The sequence below is a fragment of the Streptomyces sp. cf386 genome, assembly GCF_900103585.1.
Lineage (GTDB): Bacteria > Actinomycetota > Actinomycetes > Streptomycetales > Streptomycetaceae > Streptomyces.
Genome location: NZ_FNHV01000005.1, coordinates 39,725 through 57,409, shown reverse-complemented (window position 1 = coordinate 57,409; position 17,685 = coordinate 39,725). Strand labels below are relative to the sequence as shown.

The window sequence follows — 17,685 nt, the reverse complement described above, 5'->3', positions numbered from 1 at the left end:
ACGGCGCCTCAGGCCGCGTCGAAGGTGTAGTGCGCGGTGTGGTCGAGCAGATCGGCGGGACGCACGTCGTTCCACGGCTTCATCGTGTCGCCCAGATCGACCACGTTCGGTGTCCCGGCCGCCGGCACATAGCCGGAGCCGGGGTGCCGCCGCTGCCAGTCCGCCCACAGCTTGTCGATGTAGGCGTGGTGCAGCCAGAACACCGGGTCGTTGGGCGACACACCGGTGGCCATCTGCCCGCCGACCCACACATGGACCCGGTTGTGCAGGTTCACACCCCGCCAGCCCTCCAGGTGGTTGCGGAAGCCGTCCGACGCGCTGTTCCAGGGCGCCATGTCGTACGTCGCCATGGCGAGCACCGACTCCACCTCCGCCCGTGTCGGCAGCTCGCGCACGGCGGCGCCGAGTGAGCGGCGCAGAAAGGTACGGCCGTCGACGCGCACGTTGATCGGCCAGTTGCCGGTCGACGCGGCGAACGGCCCGTCCGTCACCCGTCCGTCGAGGCTGCGCCCGGTGCCGCCGAGGAAGTCGGGCGCCCACAGCGAGGACCGTATGGAGCGGTCGGTGCTCCAGTCCCAGTACGGCAGCGCGACCGAGGCGTCCACCTCCTGCAGAGCGCGCTCGAAATCGAGCAGGAATCTTCGGTGCCAGGGCAGGAAGGACGGTGAACGGTGGCCGGTGCGCTCCCCGTTGTCGGTGTCGCCGACGATGAAGGCGTTGTGCGTCGTGACGAACTCGTCGTAACGGCCGCTGCGCTTCAACTCCAGGACGGCGGCGACGAACCGCCGCTTCTCGTCGGCGGTCAGCTGGGCCTGGTTCTTGCGGACGGTCATGGTCGCGGGTGCTCCAAAGTGCTGTTACGGCAGGTCAGTTGGCGGGGAACGGGAGAAGGGCCGCGCCCTGCAGCTCGTCGACGGCGGCGCGGGCGGCGGCGCGCGGGGTGGGCACCGGGTCGTAGTGACTGACGACGCTGATCCAGCTGCCGTCGGCGTTGCGCATCACATGCAGCTCCACCTCGTCGACGAACACGGCGTATCCGCCGCCGTGATGCTGGTGACCTCCGCCAGAGACCGGCCGGCCCTGTATCCGGCGGCCCTTGTAGACCTCGTCGAAGGACGTCGGGGAGTGGTGGTCGTCGTGCCCGGCGGTGGAACCGCCGGGTGCGGCGATCGTCTGGACACCCGCCACGGTCGCGAGGGCGGCCGCGGCGGTGAGCGCACGGCGACGGCTGAGTTCCGGCATATGGACCTCCTGGGTTCGTTCGATGGACGACTCCGCATGCCTATCTGGCTGGATGAGAGAGGGAGAAATCGGTCGGGAGTGGTTGGCTCCGATCCGGACAAGTGACCACATGTCATGCAAGATTGAACGAAGATGATCTTGCTTTGCATGAGGCCCTGGGGTCACCGGAACGGGGAATTCCTTCCCGTGGAGGCCGCGTTTCGGGTGCTCCTTCGCGGGCGGCTGTGGCGCCGGTGGTCTGTGTCACCTGCTGAAACTGGCGCGATCCGGAACGTCGCGATGCGAGGTGTCCGCCCTGCTACCCTGCGGATCCGAAATGACCTATATGGGTAACTTCTAGGGGTGTGTGTGAAGGTCGCCTGCGTCGGCGGCGGGCCCGCCGGCCTGTATCTCTCGATCCTGCTGAAGCTGCGGGACCCGTCTCACGAGATCACCGTCCACGAACGCGACCCGGAGGGCGCCACCTATGGCTGGGGCGTCACCTACTGGCGCGACCTGCTCGACACGCTCCACGAGTACGACCCCGAGTCGGCCCGAGCCATCGGCGAGAGCTCGGTCCGCTGGAGCGAGGGCGTCGCCCACGTACGGGACCTGAGGGCCTCACCGGCACTGACGACCCGGCGGCCCGGCGACGAAGGGCGCGGCATCGGTCGCCACCGGCTGCTGGAGATCCTCGCCGCCCGCGCCCGTTCGCTGGGCGTCCGGCTGGAGTTCGAGCACCGGATCACACCGGAGAACCTGCCCGCAGCCGACCTGGTCGTGGCGGGCGACGGAGTCCACAGCGCCCTGCGCTCCCGGCACGCCGACCACTTCGGCACCGAGATCAGCACCGGCCGCAACCCCTATGTCTGGCTCGGTACCAGCAAGGTCTTCGACGCCTTCACCTTCGCCTTCGTCGAGACCGAGCACGGCTGGATCTGGTGCTACGGCTACGGCTACGGCCCCGAGGCCGGCACCTGCGTGGTCGAATGCGCTCCTGAGACCTGGACCGGACTCGGCCTCGACACCGCGAACGAGGCCGACGCAACGGCCCTGTTGGAGAAGCTCTTCGTCGACGTCCTCGACGGCCACCCCGTCATCGGCCGCTCCGGCGCCGACGGCAGTGCGCAGTGGCAGACCTTCCGCACCCTCACCAATCGCACCTGGCACCGCGACAACCTCGTCCTGCTCGGCGACGCCGCCCACACCACCCACTACTCCATCGGCGCCGGCACCACCCTCGCGCTGGAGGACGCCGTCGCCCTCGCCGACGCCCTGCACCAGCATCTCGCCCTCCCGCAGGCGCTCGCCCGCTACGAACGGGAGCGCAAGCAGGCCCTGTTGTCCATCCAGAGCGCGGCCCGCTACAGCGCCCGCTGGTACGAGAACCTGCCCCGCTACATCGACCTGCCCCCGCACCAGATGTTCGCCCTCCTCGGCCAGCGCCACTCACCCCTGCTGCCCCACCTTCCGCCCCGGCTGTACTACCGGATCGACAGAGCGGCCGGGCAACTGGAAGTGCTGCGTCGCCTCAAGCGCCGGCTCGGACCGAAGGTCGCGCGCGCCGTGCAGGCGAGGGCATCCCGGAAGTAGCCGAGCCTCAGCCGAACAACCGGTCGAGGAAGGCGTTACCGAACACCCCGTGGGGATCCAGCCGGTCCAGCACTCCCGAGGCCTCGCGCCAGCCGTCCTCACCGAAACTGCCGGGCACGACCGAATCCAGCATCTCGTCGTCGCTCCAGGCGGCCTCGTCGGTGTAGGCCCAGCCCTTCGACCACTCGACCCGGGACCTGGCGTAACCGCCGTCGAACGTGTCGAGCACGAACTGCTCGATTTCGCGCAGGAACGCCTCCGCGTACGGCGTCCCGGGCAGCGTCAGGATGTTCAGCCACACGGCCGTGTCCCACTCGGGCCGGTCCTCGTGCGGCCGGAGCGCCGACAGCAGCGGCGTCCGCGCACCCTCCAGGCCGACGTCCGCCGCATGGTCGAGGCCGGTCACCCGGATCTCCACCGAGCCGTTGACCGGGAACCGTCCCTGCGCCGCGTACGCCGAGAGCCGCTCCCGGTAGAAGGTGGTGAACTCGGCGACCACGCGCTGCACTTGGGCCCGGCTCGTCAGTACCGCGCAACCGTTGGTGGCGATCCTCAACGTCGTCGGCCGCAGGTACAGCAGCGTGTTCTTGGACGGCCCCCAGATGTCCGCCGACAGTGTCGCCACCAGCCCGAGCGCGGCCACGTCGTACTGCGCGTTGCCCAGCACCGGCGCCAGATACCAGGCCCCGTCCGACACCATGCGCCCGACCAGATCCGCCACCGGGCGCGGCACGCTGTCGGAGAACGGGTAGTTGTACGGCTTCCTCACCTGCCGCGAGGTCAGCGGCCGGTCCGGGGAGACGCTCCACACCTTCAGCCAGGGCAACTCGGTGAAGGCGAACCAGATCACCTCGACCCGCCCGGCCCGGTCCAGGAAACTCTCGAAGGTGCGCCCCTCCGTGCCGGGCGCGGCGAAGAGCTCGCCGGCCGGGATGTCCGTACGGCTCACACAGCGCAGGTTGGTGTTCGCGCCCACACGCAGCACGACCTCCGTGACCAGGGAGCGGCCGAGATGGGTGAGGAGCGCCGCGCAGTCAGCCTCGGCACGGTCGTAGGTGCGCAGCACGTACGCGCCACTGGCCTCGTCCCAGACGACCGCCGTCAGCGACAACACGAGATTGCTGAGCGAGCCGTACGTGTGCCCGGTGAGCCGCTGTTCGCCGCGCGCCGGTACGGCGGTGCCGTGCGCGTCGATGGCCAGGGCCCCGCCCAGGGTGAGGTTGCCGGGCGCGGGAGCGGCGGTGACGCCGAGGCCGCGCTCCTCCAGGTAGCTGAGCAGGGCCTCCGTGGTGACGCCGGCGCCGGCCCGTACGGAGTCCGGGGACTCCAGGGACAGGCCGGTGAGGTGAGGGGCGGTGTCGACGAGCAGGACCGGCGTGTCCGACGGCGTGCCCGGCGTGATCGTCAGGGGTGACCAGCCGTGCGAGGCACCCCGGGCGCGTACCCGCCAGCCGTGCCGCCAGGCCCAGTTGACGGCGGCGACCACCTGGTCCGGGCCGGCCGGTGCGCAGGCCCACAGCCCGTCGGCGGTGATCTCCCCGACCCAGTTGCGGTACGCCGAGCGGTACAGCGCCACATCCGAGGGGAAGTCCGGTAACTCCTGTGCCGCGACGGCCGGATCCGCCGGGAGCAGGATCGGCACGGTGGCCAGGGCGGCGGCGGTGCGCAGGAAGCCCCTGCGGCTGAACTCGTCGATCATGGGCTCACGCTAGGGACCGGCTCGGCGGTAACCACTCGCGCGTACTACCTGTTCACTCGTGTGAGTGAATGATTCACAGGTAGCGGCGCGGAGGGGCCCGTTCCGCGCATGCGCATGACGAATGACACACTGACGCCATGGACGAGCGTGTAATCGGCAGGTTGGGACGGCGGGCCTCCGTCGTCGGTCTCGGGACATGGCAGCTGGGCGCCGACTGGGGAGACGTCGACGACAAGGAAGCCCTCGCCGTGCTGGACGCGGCGGTCGAGTCGGGGGTGACCTTCTTCGACACGGCCGACGTGTACGGCGACGGACGCAGCGAGCAGACCATCGCCGCCTTCCTGCGCGGCAGGCCCGAGCTGGACATCTTCGTGGCGACCAAGATGGGCCGCCGCGTCGACCAGATCCCCGAGAACTACGTTCTCGACAACTTCCGTGCCTGGAACGACCGTTCCCGGCGCGACCTCGGCGTGGACCGCCTCGACCTGGTCCAGCTGCACTGCCCGCCGACGCCGGTCTACTCGACGGACGAGGTGTTCGACGCCCTGGACACCCTCGTCGAGGAGGAGCGCATCGCGGCCTACGGCGTCAGCGTGGAGACCTGCGAGGAGGCGCTGGCCGCGATCGCCCGGCCGGGCGTGGCCAGTGTGCAGATCATCCTCAACGCGTTCCGTATGAAGCCCCTGCGCGAGGTGCTGCCCGCCGCCCAGGAGGCGGGCGTCGGCATCATCGCCCGCGTCCCGCTGGCCTCCGGCCTGCTGTCGGGCAAGTACACCAAGGACACCGTCTTCCCCGCCAACGACCACCGCACCTACAACCGGCACGGCGAGTCCTTCGACCAGGGCGAGACCTTCTCCGGCGTCGACTACGAGTCCGGCGTGGAGGCGGCCGTCGAGTTCGCCGCCCTCGCCCCCGAAGGCTTCACGCCCGCGCAGCTGGCGCTGCGCTGGATCATCCAGCAGCCGGGCGTGACCACCGTGATCCCGGGCGCCCGTTCGCCGGAGCAGGCCCGCGCGAACGCGGCCGCCGCCGCGCTGCCCGACCTGTCCGACGAGACGCTCGCCGCGATCCAGGACCTCTACGACCGGCGGATCAAGGAACAGGTGGAAAACCGCTGGTAGACGCGGCACGGCTCCGGGGGTGGCCAACCCGCCGCTCCCGGAGCCGCGCCGTTTGAGTTTTTCGCGCCCTGGTTACCCGGACCACATGACGGAGCAGGAAGAGCGGACGGGACGCGACGAAACAGAGGAAGAGCGGGCCGACCGCAGATGGCTCGAACTCATCCAGGAGGTCCGGGTGGCCCAGACGGGCGTCCAGATCCTCTTCGGCTTCCTGCTCACCGTCGTCTTCACCACCAAGTACGACACCCTCGACGACACGGACCAGACCATCTACATCGTGACGGTCATCCTGGGCGCCGCCGCCACCGGTGCCCTGATCGGTCCTGTGTCCCTGCACCGCGTGGTGTCGGGGCGGCGCATCAAACCGCAGGCCGTGGACTGGGCCTCCCGGCTGACCTCCGTCGGCCTGGTCCTGCTGCTGGCCACGATGGCGTCCGCGCTGCTGCTGATCCTGCGGGTCGCCATGGACGACGACCTTGTGCCCTGGCTGGTCGCGGGCGTGGTCGTCTGGTACGTGGTGTGCTGGTTCGTGCTGCCTCTGTGGACACGCCGCCGCTACACAGAGTGAGCGGTGGCGCGTCGGTGGAGTGAGCGCGGCTACTCCTGTCGTGCCGCGCCTTCCCGCGTGCCGCGCAGAGCCGCGATGGCCGTGGCGATGGCCTGCTGAAGTTCCTCCAACTGCTGGACCATGTCGTCCTCGACGAACTCCTGCACATCGTCGAAGGTCAGCTCCTCGAAGACCTTCGTCGCCTTCTGCAGGCTGCTGTAGAACTTCGTCCGCCGCTCCTGCACCCGCAGCTCGGGGTCGGCCTCCACGGCCTCGACGACGAGCGACTTCATCGTGTCGTAGGCCTCCGTGGCCCACTCACCGGTGTCCTCGTCCTCCTCCAGCTCGTCGATGAGCGACAGATGCCGCTCGGCTTCCTGGCGCAGATCCACGGGCGCGTCGACGGTCTGCCCGGCGGGCGTCTTGATCTGGCCGGACTCGGCGATCTGGCGGACGTAACCGATCCGGTCGGCCGACCGGCTCTCGGTGGCGACAGCCTTCTTCAGGTCGTCGGTGCGTACGACGTCCCGCGCCAACTCGGCCTGCAGATCCGGGTCTTCGCGGACCCGGTCGAGCAGCGCCTGGCGGGCCGCACGGGCGGTGGAGGGGTCGGCGAGGATGGCCGCACGCAGCGCGGTGGGGTTCTCGGCGACCTCCAGGGCCTTCGTCGGGCGGATGCCCTCGGCCTCGGCTGCCTCGGTGATGGCGGTGCCGCGCTCGGAGGTGGCGCTGTTGCGGGAGACGTAGTAGCTGAGCCACACGTCGGCGTCCGGCAGCTCCACCTCCTGGCCCGGCGCGAGCGCCTCGAAGTGCGGCACGAGGCCGTCGTCGGCGGCCCGGTCCCAGGCCTTGTAGTAGCGCATGACGCGCTCCGGGGAGCACCCGGCGAGTTCGGCGAACTCCTTCGCGGACACCTTCGCCGTCTCGTCCGCGCCCTGGCCACCGGGGCGCACGCTGCGCGCCACCATCAGGCCGAAGGTCCACCCTCCGGTCCGCGCGTAGACCCCGAACTCGCGCGCGTCCCGCGCGACGAGGTCGGACAGCGGGGCCGGGGGAGCGGGGGACGTCTCGGGCGGGACGAACGCAAGGGTCACGGATGACTCTCCTGAGCAGGGCTGATCGGACGGCACATGGGGACAGGGGTGCTCGGACCGCACATGTGCAGACAGGCAGCCTATATGCACCCCCGGCAGCGCCTATTCCCTCGATCGTCGCCGGGCCGTGGGAGAGGATGCTCGCATGAGTGTTCGCCCGCTGCCCCCGAGTACCCCCGCCGCCCAGGGCATCGACGCCTCCGGTGTCCTAGCCTTCCTCGACGCCCTCGACGCCGCCCCGGACATCGAGCCGCACAGCCTGATGATCCTGCGACACGACCGGCTCGTCGCGTCCGGATGGTGGGCGCCGTACACCCCCGAGCGCCCCCAACTCCTCTACTCGATCAGCAAGAGCTTCACGGCGACGGCCGCCGGGATCGCCGTCGGCGAGGGGCTGATCCGGCTCGACGACCCGGTGATCTCCTACTTCCCGGAGTTCGAGGCCGACATCACCGATCCGCGCAGCCGCGCGATGCTCGTACGGCACGTGGCGTCCATGGCCAGCGGGCACGAGAGCGACACCCTCTACGCGGCGTACGGCCTCGACAGCGAGGACCTCGTGCGTGGGTTCCTGCTGATACCGCCGCCCCGCGACCCGGGGACCGTCTTCGCGTACAACCAGTCCGCCACCTTCACGCTCTCCGCCATCGTGCAGCGGGCGAGCGGCCAGTCGCTGACCGAGTATCTCCGGCCGCGCCTGCTGGACCCGCTCGGCATCGGCGACATCGCGTGGCTGAGCGACCGCAGCGGCCGTGAGCTCGGCTTCAGCGGGCTGCACGCCACCACGGACGCCATCGCCCGGCTCGGCCAGCTGTATCTGCGGGGAGGGGTGTGGGAGGGCGAACGGCTGCTGCCCGAGTGGTGGGTGGCCGAGGCCACGCGTCCGCAGATCCAGAACCCCGGTGTCATGCCCTCGGAGGACTGGCAACGGGGTTATGGCTTCAAGTTCTGGATGTCCCGGCACGGCTACCGCGGTGACGGTGCGTTCGGTCAGTTCTGCCTGGTGCTGCCCGAGCAGGACGCGGTGATCGCGACGACTGCGGACACCCGGAACATGCAGGCCGTGCTGAACCTCGTCTGGGAGCACCTGTTGCCCGCGTTCGGGCCCGCGCCCCTGACCGGCGGCGAGGCGGCGGACGCGGCCCTGGCCGAGCGGCTGGCGGACCTCGCGCTGCCGCCCGCTGCCGGCAAGACCGCGCCGCCCGAGCGGGCCCAGGCCTGGTCCGCCGGAGCGTTCACGCCGGACGGCGGGGTCTGCGAGCAGCTGCCCAAGCTGACCGCGATCGACCTCGCGCCGGGCGAGGACGGCTGGACGCTGACGCTCACCGAGGACGGTCACCCGCTGCGGGTGCGGCTCGGGGAGGCCGGGTGGACCGTCGCCGACGAGCCGCTGCCCACCGCGGTCAGCGGCGGCTGGACCGACCCGGACACCCTTGTCGTGGACCTCGCCTTCCTGGAGACCCCGCACCACCTGGACGTGACATGCTCGCTCAAGGACCGGACATTCAGGGCGAGTTGGCGTACGGAGCCGCTGCACCGCCTGCCCCTGCGGGCGATGCGTGCACCTGAACCGTCGGTCTGATCACTCCTCGGGCACGCGGAAGGTCCGCAGGACGACGTCCAGGGCCTCCCGGTTGCCTGCGTCGTCCCAGTCGGCCTCCGGGGTCGTCCAGCGCAGCGAATAGCCGCGGTGTTCGCCGATGAGGAGGCCGCGGCCGAAGGTGCGCACACGGGTGTCGTCGATGTCGGCGAGCCACTGGATGTCGGCGGCCTCGTAGCCCTGGTACGTGGTCGCCTCGATGTCACCGAGGCGCTCGTAGCCGACGCCGGATCCCTTGAGGCCGGGCTCGACGTCGTCGCGCCAGACGGCGACGGGGTCCGGGCCGACGCGCTCGCTGTAGGTGACGGCGAGCGTGCGCGGATCGTCGGCCGAGCCGAGCACGACCCGGTACGCCAGGTCAGAGGCGCGCGTCGTGCGCAGCGGCTTCCAGCCCTCGGGGAGGGCCAGGGAGAAGCCCTCCGGTGACTTGTACGTCCGGAAGCCGTCGGGCAGAGCGGTGCCCGACGGGGACGGGGCGGGCGACGCGGTCTCCGTCGCCTCCTTCGTGGGGGACGGGGTGGGCTCCCTGGTGGGGGCCGGAGTCGTGGGTTCCTTCGCGGAGGCCGACGGGCCGGGTGGTGCCGCGCCTGCCGCCGACGAACCCCCCTCGTCCTCGCGGCCGTTGGTCACGACCAGGACCGCGGCCGCGACGGTGACCACGGCGAGGGCGGTACCGGCGACCATGGCTCGTCTGCCCCAGCCCGGGCCCACGGGGTACAGACCGCGCGACCGAGGGCGTGCCGGCTCTTGCAGGGGCGCCTCGGGGTCCTCGTTGAGGACACGCACGAACGCGTCGCGGATCACCAGTCTGCTCAGCCGCTCCCGGGAGTCCTTGCGCAGCAGCCCTTGCACGGCCTGGGTGAGTGGACCGGCACGCACCGGCGCGCGCAGCGGAAGCCGGTCCACCCCCTTCAACGTGGCCTCGGGCCGGTCCCGTTCGCGGTAGGGCGGGCGCCCCTCGACCATCGTGTAGAGGATCGCGCCCAGCGCCCACAGATCGGACGCCGGCCCGATGCGTTCGTCACGGGCCTGCTCCGGGGAGGCGTACGACGGTGCGGCGACCCGGGGCGCGAGGGTCGCGCCGGCCAGCCCGAAGCCGGTGACGACGAGGGGACCCTCGTCGCGCACGAACACCTGGCCCGGGCTCAGCTCGCCGTGCGTGATGCCCGCGACGTGCGCGGCCTCCAGCACGTCGAGCAGTTCAAGGCCGATGCGGGCGGCCCGTACATAGTTGAACGTGCCCTGCCGGGCGAGGAGTTCGCCGAGGGGCGTGCCGTCGATCCACTCGGTCACCAGCCACAGGCTCCCGGACTCCTCGACGGCGTCCAGGACGGTGGCGACCCGGCCCGGACGCAGCAGGCCCATCCGCTCGGACGTCCGCAGGATGCGCGAGGTCGCCCGGCGCCGGTCGTCGGGGCTCGGATCGTCGGGCAGCCCGACCTGGGTGAGGAGGCACGGCTGTTCGGTCTGGATGTCCTCGCCGTAGTAACTGACGCGGTTCGTCTCGCGATGGACGACATCGACGAGTCGATACCTTCCCGCGACCAACTCGGCTGTGGAGACGCGCGCCTTGACCATGGCCATCCCTCGCTGAACCCCTGGCTCTCATTTCTCACAGGAAGTACGAGAGACGTAGCCGGAAGCGTTCAACGAAATCCTCAACTAAAGGGCGCTTCTTTTCCTTTGCTTCTTACGCGTGAGTAAGCTCGCGAAAAGCCAAGGGAATTGAGCCGGAATGCTTCACCGCAGGCCGAAATCCGCAGCCCAGCGCAGCACGTCCGAGGTCGTCGCGTTGCCCCCGCACACGACCAGCCCCAGCCGGGCGTCGTCCCCGACCCGCTCCAGCACGCGCCGGGCCGCGGGCAGCAGACAGCCGGCGGCCGGCTCGGTCCACACCTTGGCGTGCTCGGCGAGGTCGAGCACACCTCGCACCGCCTCCCGGTCCGGGACCACGAGCACCTCGTCGACCAGGGCGGACACATGGTCGTACGTCAGCTGCGACACGCTCGGCGCGCTCAGCGTGGACACGATCGACGACAGCGCCACCGGCACCGGCTCGCCCACCGCCAGCGCCTCGGACATGGCCTCGGCGCCCTCGGTCTCCACACCCCAGATCCGCACGCCGGGCCGCCGGGCCCGCAGCGCCACCGCGACGCCCGCGACGAGCCCACCGCCCCCCACGCTGACGAGTACGTCCGTGAGGTCGCCGGCGTCGTCGGCGAGCTCCAGCCCGACGGTGCCCTGCCCGGCGATCACCAAGGGGTCGTCGAAGGGATGGACGAGCGTCAGGCCTTCGTCCCGCAGCCGCGTGACGAGCGCGAACGCGCCGTCCATGTCGTCCGTCAGCCGTACCGAGGCTCCGGCGTCCCGGGCGATCTCGACGGCGCGGACGGGCGCCGAACGCGGCATCACCACGGTGGCCTTCACCTCCAGGGCGGCGGCCGTCATCGCCAGGGCGATGCCATGGTTGCCGCCGCTGACCGCCACGACCCCGGCGGCGCGCTGGGCGTCGGTCAGCGACAGCAGCTTCGCCGTCGCCCCGCGGGCCTTGAACGAGCCGGTGCGCTGGAGGAGTTCGAGCTTGGCCGTGACCGGGACGCCGAGCAGGGCCGTGAGGCCGGGGCTGGAGACGGTCGGGGTGTGCACGACATGTCCGGCGATGAGGTCGGCCGCGGCTTCGACGTCCGTGATCCCGATCAAGGCAGTCACCTTTCCGGCGCGGGGCGGTGATCCGTGCCGCTTCGCACCCTGACCGGGGGAGGGGGTGCCGGTCAACCCGGTTCCGCCGCGCGCTCCACGGTGACGTGCCGGTGACCGCCGTACAGCGTGGACCGGGCCTTCACAGGTCGCGCCGCACCAGGAAGCCGATCAGCGACCGCAGCTCCCCGGCGACCTCCGCCTCCAGCGGAACATCGGCGAGAGCCGCCTCCGCGGCGGTCACCTGGCGCCGCGCCTCGGCCAGCCCGGCCGAGCGGCCACCCAACTCCTCGATCAGCGCGGCCGTATCGGCGAGGTCGGCGGCGGACCCCAGCAGCGAGGGGAGACGACCGGCGGCGGGGGAGTCGAGCGCGGCCAGTACGGGGAAGGTCTTCTTCCGCTCCCGCAGATCGCCGTGCACCGGCTTGCCGGTCACGGCGGGGTCGCCCCAGATGCCCAGCAGATCGTCGACCACCTGGAAGGCGACGCCCAGATGCCGTCCCGCACGATCGAGGGCGGAGACGGTCGCGGGCGGTGCGCCGCCCAGCAGAGCGCCCAGCGCGACCGCACAGCCCAGCAGCGAGCCCGTCTTGTGCTCGGCCATCGCCCGGTACTCGTCCGGCCGCACCCGCTCCGGCCCCGTCCACGGACGCGTGGCGAACAGCAGGTCGTCCGCCTGCCCGCGCACCAGGTCCTGCAACGCCACGGACAGCAGCCGCACCGCCTGCGGACCCGCCGGTGCCTCGGCGAGCGTCTCGACGGCCAGCGCGAACAGGGCGTCGCCAGCGAGAACGGCGGGCCCGGTGCCGTACGCCTTCCACACGGTGGGGCGGCGGCGCCGGGTCGTGTCGCCGTCCATGATGTCGTCGTGCAGCAGGGAGAAGGCGTGCACCAGCTCCACCGCGACCGCCCCGTCCACCCCGACCTGCCCGGGAGCACCGGCCGCCTCGGCCCCGAGCACGGCCAGTGCCTGCCGTACGCCCTTTCCGCCGGAGGCGACGGCCGGCGCGCCGCCCACCTCGCACCAGCCGAAGGTGTACGCGGCCATCTCAGCGACCCAGGGGTGCATCCGGCCCACGGCGTCGCGCAGCGCGGGGCGCACCAAGGCGCGGCAGCGGTCGAGGACTTGGTGGACGTCGGCCGGTGCCTGCGCCGACGGGATGACCGGATGGGCGTCGAACGGAGTCCGCACCGCCGAAGGGAACGTCGTCACCGTACGGCCACCGCCCCGGCGCCCGCCCCGGCCATCTCCGCGGCTTCCTCTTTCTTCGCGGCAGCGTCCTCCAGGGCGTCGAACTCCGCCTGCGCCCGAGCAACCATCTCCCGCGCGTGCCGCAGCCCGATCCGCTCCAACACCTCTGCCAGCTCCGCCAGTTCGGCGGTCGTCTCGGCGTGATCGCGCCCCAGCCGGGCCCGTGACTTGACCAGCCCGAGTCGCGACAGCGCCTCCCCGCGCGGCTCGCTCATGGCGCGGAACTCCGCGAGCGCCTGCTCGTACAGGGCGCGGGCCTCGGCGTAAAACCCGGCGCGGTAGAGGACGTTGCCGCGCATCTTGTGGTTGTAGGCCAGTGCGCTGGAGAGCTTCATCGCGCGGCAGGTGGCCTCCGCCTCGGACAGCAGCGCGAGCGCCCGCTCGACGTCCCCGTCCCGGACGGAGACGATGTCGGCCAGCCCGCGCAGCGCCCAGGCGTGACCGCGCCGGTCGTCGGCACGGGCGGCGATCTCGGCGGCCTCCTCGAACAGGGCGAACGCGGTGTCGTACGACCCGGTGTTGCGATGGATCTGGGCTATGCCCTCCAACGCCCACACCGTGTGCCGCGCCTCACCGCGCCGCCGGGCCTCGGCCAGCAGCTGCTCGTGCAGCCGGTGGACCGCCTCGTAGTCGCCCTGGATCCGGCCGGTCTCCGCCAGCCCGGCCAGTGAGTAGCCGCGTACGACGATGTCGCCGCCCCGCTCGCCGAGGTCCGCCGCGAGCTGCAGGAGCCGCCGGGCCAGCGGGAACGCACCGCGCTGTCGGGCCAGGGTGCCGCCGCTCCACAGCGCCCAGGCCATCGCCCCGGTGTCGCCGGCCTCCCTGGCGGCACGGTAGCTCGCCTTCCACGCCCGGTCGGCGTCCCCGATCTGCCCCAGCCGACGGTGCGCCTCGGCGACCGCGAGCCCCGAACGCGCCGCCTCGCCGTGCTGCCCGGCCTGTTCGGCGGCCTTCAACTGCTCGGTGCCGGCGGCCAGTACGTCGGTCAGCGAGGAGTTGACGGACAGGGTGGTCAGGGCGCCCTGGTACTCCGGGGCGAATGCCTTGCCGTACATGTATGCCTCTCGATCCGGTATACACGCCATCTATACGCAGTGTGTATACATGGGCGGTATAGTGCGTCGAAAATCAGCCCTGGCCCAGAAGGCCAGGGCGTCATCGGTGACAGTCACCTGATGCTCTTCACTTGTTGTCGATCAAGACGTCGGCGGAGCGGACAGGGTTGCTCGTGAGGCGCAGATCACCTCACCGGGGTGGTGTCAGTGCTGCTGGGCCTTCTGCGGCGTAGCCTCACTCGGCCGTACGACGACATAGCCCTGGCCCTGCAGCATCAGCTGTACGGCCTCCCCGGAGCCGCCGCGCAGCATCGAGCCCAGGGACTGGGAGCGGTGCAGCGAGGTCTGCAGCCCGGCCGTCCAGCCGACCACCGCGTCCGTGTCGACGTACACCGGGTACTGGGGCGAGACGGGAATCACCAGGGGATTGCCCTCGCAGACCAGCCCCAGCCGGCCCTGGCCCGTGAAGACGCTGTTGAACAGTCCGCCGCCGGTGATGCCCGCACCCTTCACCGTCGCTATCCGGTACGACAACGAGGCGTCGAAACACAGGACGTTGCGGCCGTTGACCGTGAACTCGTCGCCGGGGTCGACGTCGACGATGAAGCAGTTCTGCGCCTCGTGCGCGAACCAGGCCTCGCCCTGCCCGCGCACCGCCATCAGCGGCAGCCCCTCACCGGTCACGGCCCGCTTGAGCATGCCGCCCACGCCCTGGCCCTTGCGCTCGAACTGGAGGTTGCCGCGGTAGGCGACCATCGCGCCCTGGCGGGCGTGCATCTCGCCGTTCACCGCGTACTTGACGCATTTGGCGTTCTCGATCGTCATGCCCGGTGCCGTGGCCGGCTGGACCATGTGCTCGCTGGAAAAGAGGTCACCCTTCATACGGGCATCCTGTCCCGGACGGTTCCGTTCCGACCAGATAGCGGCATGCCGCCGTCCGATGCGTGCTGCTGGACCGTCAGGCGCCGAAGAGCTGTGTCCAGTACATGCCCGCGGGGCCGCCGCCCGCGAAGCCGATACCGATGTGGGTGAAGTCCCGCTTGAGGATGTTGGCGCGGTGACCCGGGCTGTTCATCCAGCCCTCCACTACCTCGGCGGGGGAGCGCTGACCGCAGGCTATGTTCTCGCCGATCGCGCGCATGCGGGAGCCCGCGGCGGCCGCACGGTCCCAGGGCTGGGTCCCCTCGGGCGAGGTGTGGGAGTAGAACGCGCGGGCGGCCATGTCGGTGCTGTAGGCCTGCGCGGCGTTGCCGAGCGCGGGATCGACTGCCAGGGCGCGCAGTCCGGCCCTGGCCCGCTCGCGGTTGGTGAGGTCGACGACCTCCGCCGCAGTGCGGGACAGGTCCCCCGGCGCCAGGGGCCTGGCCCACAGCGCGGTCCAGTACATGTCGCCCGAGCGGCCGCCCCTGACGTACGCCACGGCGGCGTGGGTGAAGGCCGGCTCGTGCAGCGTGTGGCGGGGTTGCTCGGTGCGCAGGCAGTACGCGACGAACTCGGCGGGGGTGCGGGGGCCGGAGACCAGGTGCTCGCCGACGGTGAGATACGTGTATCCGGTGGCGGTGATGCGCTGGTACACGGAGACGCCGTCGCGGCCCTCCACACCCAGCCGGCCTGCCGCGGCCATGGCGGCGGCGTGGGCCCGAGCGGCGGTGGCGAGGCGGGCGTCGAGGACGACGGGAGGTGAACCGGCATTGGTGCGGGCGGAGTTGACGAGGCCGAGGAAGCCGTCGGGATCGGGGGAGGCGACCGGCGGGGCGGTGACGGCGGACAGAGTCTGCATGGTGGCCGTGGGCCGTACGGCGGGCATCGGCGGAGCGCCGGCCACGGGCGGCGCGGGTGCCGACGGGACCGGCGACGGCGTGGCGTCCTCGACGACGTCCACCCCGAAGTCGCGCGCGATCCCGGCCAGCCCGTCCGCGTACCCCTGCCCCAGGGCCCGCAGCTTCCAGCTGTCGCCGCGCCGGTAGATCTCCGCCAGCAGCAGCACGGTCTCCTGCCGCGGGCGCGGCGGGGCGAACCGGGCGATCGTGCGGCCACCGGGGGCGGTGACGTGAAGCGTGGGGGCCGGCAGGCGGCCCAGGGGAGTGCCGGGATCGGCGGGGCTGACGACCACCGTGATCCGGGTGGCCCCGTGCCGCAGTCGCGGTGGATCGACGGTCAGGGTGTCGCCGTGGAGCCGGGCGCCCGGCGCGGACGGCTGGTTGTAGAACACGAAGTCGGCGTCGCCCCGGACCTTGCCGCCATCGTCGGTGATCAGCGCGGACACGTCGAAGGGGCCGGGCACCCGGACGGTCACACTGCCGCCCGGGAGGGGCAGATTGCCCCCGGGAACCAACTCGCTCATCGTGCCGTCCTGGTGGGTGGTTCGAGATCCGGTGGGGATGTCCGGAAAACGTCCAGCGGATCTCGCGGGTTCCCACCCGACGTGCGCGCTACTTCGCCTGCTTGCCGCAGAACGCGGACTCCAGGGTGCCCAGCATGGAGTTGAGGACCGTGCCGTTGTTGGAGGTGTTGGCGAGCGCGGCGAGGCTGCGCTTGCCGTCCTTGGACGCGAACGCGTAGGTGTAGTAGCCCTGAACGGCGCCCGTGTGGCCGTACACGGAGATCCCGCACGACAGATGACGGCGTCGCAGCCCGAGCCCGTACTCCTGCTTGGTCCCCGACGGCACCCATCGCTGCATCTGGGCCAGCTGTGCCCGGGAGGTCAGCCGGCCGCCGAGCAGCGTCGACAGGAAGGTGTTGAGGTCCCGGGTGGTGGAGATGACGGCGCCGGCGCTCTGCGCCCAGGACGCGGTCTGCTCGGTGGCGTCGACGAGCGCCGTGCCGGCGGCGTCCGGAGTGAGGTACCCGCGCGCGTGCCGGCCGGGGATCTGCGTGCCGGGGTGCACATAGAAGGTGTCGCGCAGGTGCAGCGGCTCGATGATCCGGTTCTTGTACTCGGTCCGCACGGAGTGCCCGGTCAGTTTCTCGATGAGCATCCCGGCGACCACGAAGTTGGTGTTGGAGTAGGAGTACGCGCCGCCCGGCTTGGTGGTCCGCGCCTTGCTCAGCGACCGGTTCACCAGCTGCCGGTAGGTGAAGACCTTCTTGCGGACCGCCTCGAACCCGGGAACCGTCCGCGCGAACATCTCGTTGGTGTAGTCGTGCAGACCGCTGCGGTGGCTGAGCACATGCCGCACCGTGATGCGGTCGTCGGGCAGCAGTCCCGGCAGATAGCGGTTGACCGGGGCGTCGAGCTTCAGCTTCTTCTCGTCGGCCAGTTGCAGCAGGACGACCGCCGAGAAGATCTTGGTGACGCTCCCGATGCGGAACCGGTCCGTGTTGCTGATCTTCCGTCCGGTACCGCGGTCGGCGACACCCGTCGCCGCCCAGTGAACCGAGCCGCCGTCGTCGAGCCGCGCCATCACGCCCGGGGCACCCTGCCCGCGCACCGTGCGCAGGACGTTCCACAGGCCCGTGACATCGGGTTTGGGCAGGGCGGCCGCCGAGGCCTCGGCCCTGGTGGTGGCGCCGGGCGCCAGGGATGCGGCATGCGCGGGAACCGCCAGGAGCGACACCACGGCCGCCGTCACCGCCGTACCCCTGACCACCGTTGCTGAGACCATCCGGCTGACTCCCGTCTCTGTCGATGTGCTGCCGAGGATTGATGCAGATGTGCTGCTGATACGAGAACGATCACCTGCACGCGGGGCAACCTTCTCGCATCCCGTCACATCGCCACAGACGACGCACAGTTGGACAGTCAGGTATCACCGGGTGGGAGGCGTCCGGTGTTCCCTGTGGGAATCCTGTTTCTTTTATTGACG

15 protein-coding genes are annotated in these 17,685 nt (G+C 71.1%); 4 read left to right on the top strand and 11 right to left on the bottom strand.

What is annotated here, in order from left to right; genetic code table 11:
* Window positions 1-8: 8 nt before the first annotated feature.
* Complete coding sequence (locus tag BLU79_RS14190; RefSeq protein WP_093906105.1) at window positions 9-833, bottom strand: tyrosinase MelC2; 825 nt, start codon at window positions 831-833, stop codon at window positions 9-11.
* A gap of 34 nt (window positions 834-867) precedes the next feature.
* Entirely contained in the window at window positions 868-1,242 is a 375-nt protein-coding gene (locus BLU79_RS14185; RefSeq protein ID WP_093906104.1) for an apotyrosinase chaperone MelC1, read from the bottom strand.
* A 342-nt stretch (window positions 1,243-1,584) separates the two neighbouring features.
* Here BLU79_RS14185 and BLU79_RS14180 point away from each other — a divergent pair, with 342 nt between their 5' ends.
* Window positions 1,585-2,814 carry an FAD-dependent monooxygenase gene (locus BLU79_RS14180; RefSeq protein ID WP_093906103.1) on the top strand — a complete coding sequence of 410 codons (1,230 nt, stop codon included), beginning with the start codon at window positions 1,585-1,587 and terminating at the stop codon, window positions 2,812-2,814.
* A gap of 7 nt (window positions 2,815-2,821) precedes the next feature.
* Here the strand turns inward: BLU79_RS14180 and BLU79_RS14175 are convergent, their stop codons facing one another.
* Window positions 2,822-4,513: a cholesterol oxidase substrate-binding domain-containing protein gene (locus tag BLU79_RS14175; RefSeq protein ID WP_093906102.1), complete on the bottom strand. Its 1,692-nt coding sequence runs from the start codon at window positions 4,511-4,513 to the stop codon at window positions 2,822-2,824.
* Window positions 4,514-4,650: 137 nt separating this feature from the next.
* On the opposite strand from BLU79_RS14175, the gene BLU79_RS14170 reads away from it, so the two are divergent.
* Both BLU79_RS14170 and BLU79_RS14165 read left to right on the top strand, forming a co-directional pair.
* The gene (locus tag BLU79_RS14170; RefSeq protein WP_093906101.1) at window positions 4,651-5,634 is read left to right on the top strand and encodes an aldo/keto reductase; all 984 of its coding nucleotides are present in this window, start codon (window positions 4,651-4,653) and stop codon (window positions 5,632-5,634) included.
* 85 nt (window positions 5,635-5,719) lie between these two features.
* Entirely contained in the window at window positions 5,720-6,202 is a 483-nt protein-coding gene (locus BLU79_RS14165; RefSeq protein ID WP_093906100.1) for a DUF6328 family protein, read from the top strand.
* A 29-nt stretch (window positions 6,203-6,231) separates the two neighbouring features.
* Here BLU79_RS14165 and BLU79_RS14160 read toward each other — a convergent pair whose 3' ends face one another.
* Window positions 6,232-7,275 (bottom strand): hypothetical protein, encoded by a 1,044-nt coding sequence (locus BLU79_RS14160; RefSeq protein ID WP_093906099.1) that lies wholly within the window; start codon window positions 7,273-7,275, stop codon window positions 6,232-6,234.
* A gap of 145 nt (window positions 7,276-7,420) precedes the next feature.
* Here BLU79_RS14160 and BLU79_RS14155 point away from each other — a divergent pair, with 145 nt between their 5' ends.
* A complete protein-coding gene (locus BLU79_RS14155; RefSeq protein ID WP_093906098.1) occupies window positions 7,421-8,857 on the top strand; it encodes a serine hydrolase domain-containing protein in 1,437 nt (478 codons plus the stop codon).
* Here BLU79_RS14155 and BLU79_RS14150 read toward each other — a convergent pair whose 3' ends face one another.
* The 7 genes from BLU79_RS14150 to BLU79_RS14120 form a co-directional block, all read right to left on the bottom strand.
* Entirely contained in the window at window positions 8,858-10,459 is a 1,602-nt protein-coding gene (locus tag BLU79_RS14150) for a serine/threonine protein kinase (RefSeq protein WP_093906097.1), read from the bottom strand.
* Between the two features lie 156 nt (window positions 10,460-10,615).
* Entirely contained in the window at window positions 10,616-11,575 is a 960-nt protein-coding gene (locus tag BLU79_RS14145) for a threonine/serine dehydratase family protein (protein ID WP_093906096.1), read from the bottom strand.
* 139 nt (window positions 11,576-11,714) lie between these two features.
* Complete coding sequence (locus tag BLU79_RS14140; protein WP_093906095.1) at window positions 11,715-12,785, bottom strand: polyprenyl synthetase family protein; 1,071 nt, start codon at window positions 12,783-12,785, stop codon at window positions 11,715-11,717.
* A complete protein-coding gene (locus tag BLU79_RS14135; RefSeq protein WP_093906094.1) occupies window positions 12,782-13,879 on the bottom strand; it encodes a tetratricopeptide repeat protein in 1,098 nt (365 codons plus the stop codon). Before BLU79_RS14135 ends, BLU79_RS14140 begins: the two co-directional genes overlap by 4 nt.
* Window positions 13,880-14,083: 204 nt before the next feature.
* Entirely contained in the window at window positions 14,084-14,761 is a 678-nt protein-coding gene (locus BLU79_RS14130; RefSeq protein ID WP_093906093.1) for an AIM24 family protein, read from the bottom strand.
* A gap of 76 nt (window positions 14,762-14,837) precedes the next feature.
* Window positions 14,838-16,223: a CAP domain-containing protein gene (locus BLU79_RS14125; protein ID WP_093906092.1), complete on the bottom strand. Its 1,386-nt coding sequence runs from the start codon at window positions 16,221-16,223 to the stop codon at window positions 14,838-14,840.
* An 88-nt stretch (window positions 16,224-16,311) separates the two neighbouring features.
* The gene (locus BLU79_RS14120; protein WP_093906091.1) at window positions 16,312-17,484 is read right to left on the bottom strand and encodes a serine hydrolase domain-containing protein; all 1,173 of its coding nucleotides are present in this window, start codon (window positions 17,482-17,484) and stop codon (window positions 16,312-16,314) included.
* Window positions 17,485-17,685 lie beyond the last annotated feature (201 nt).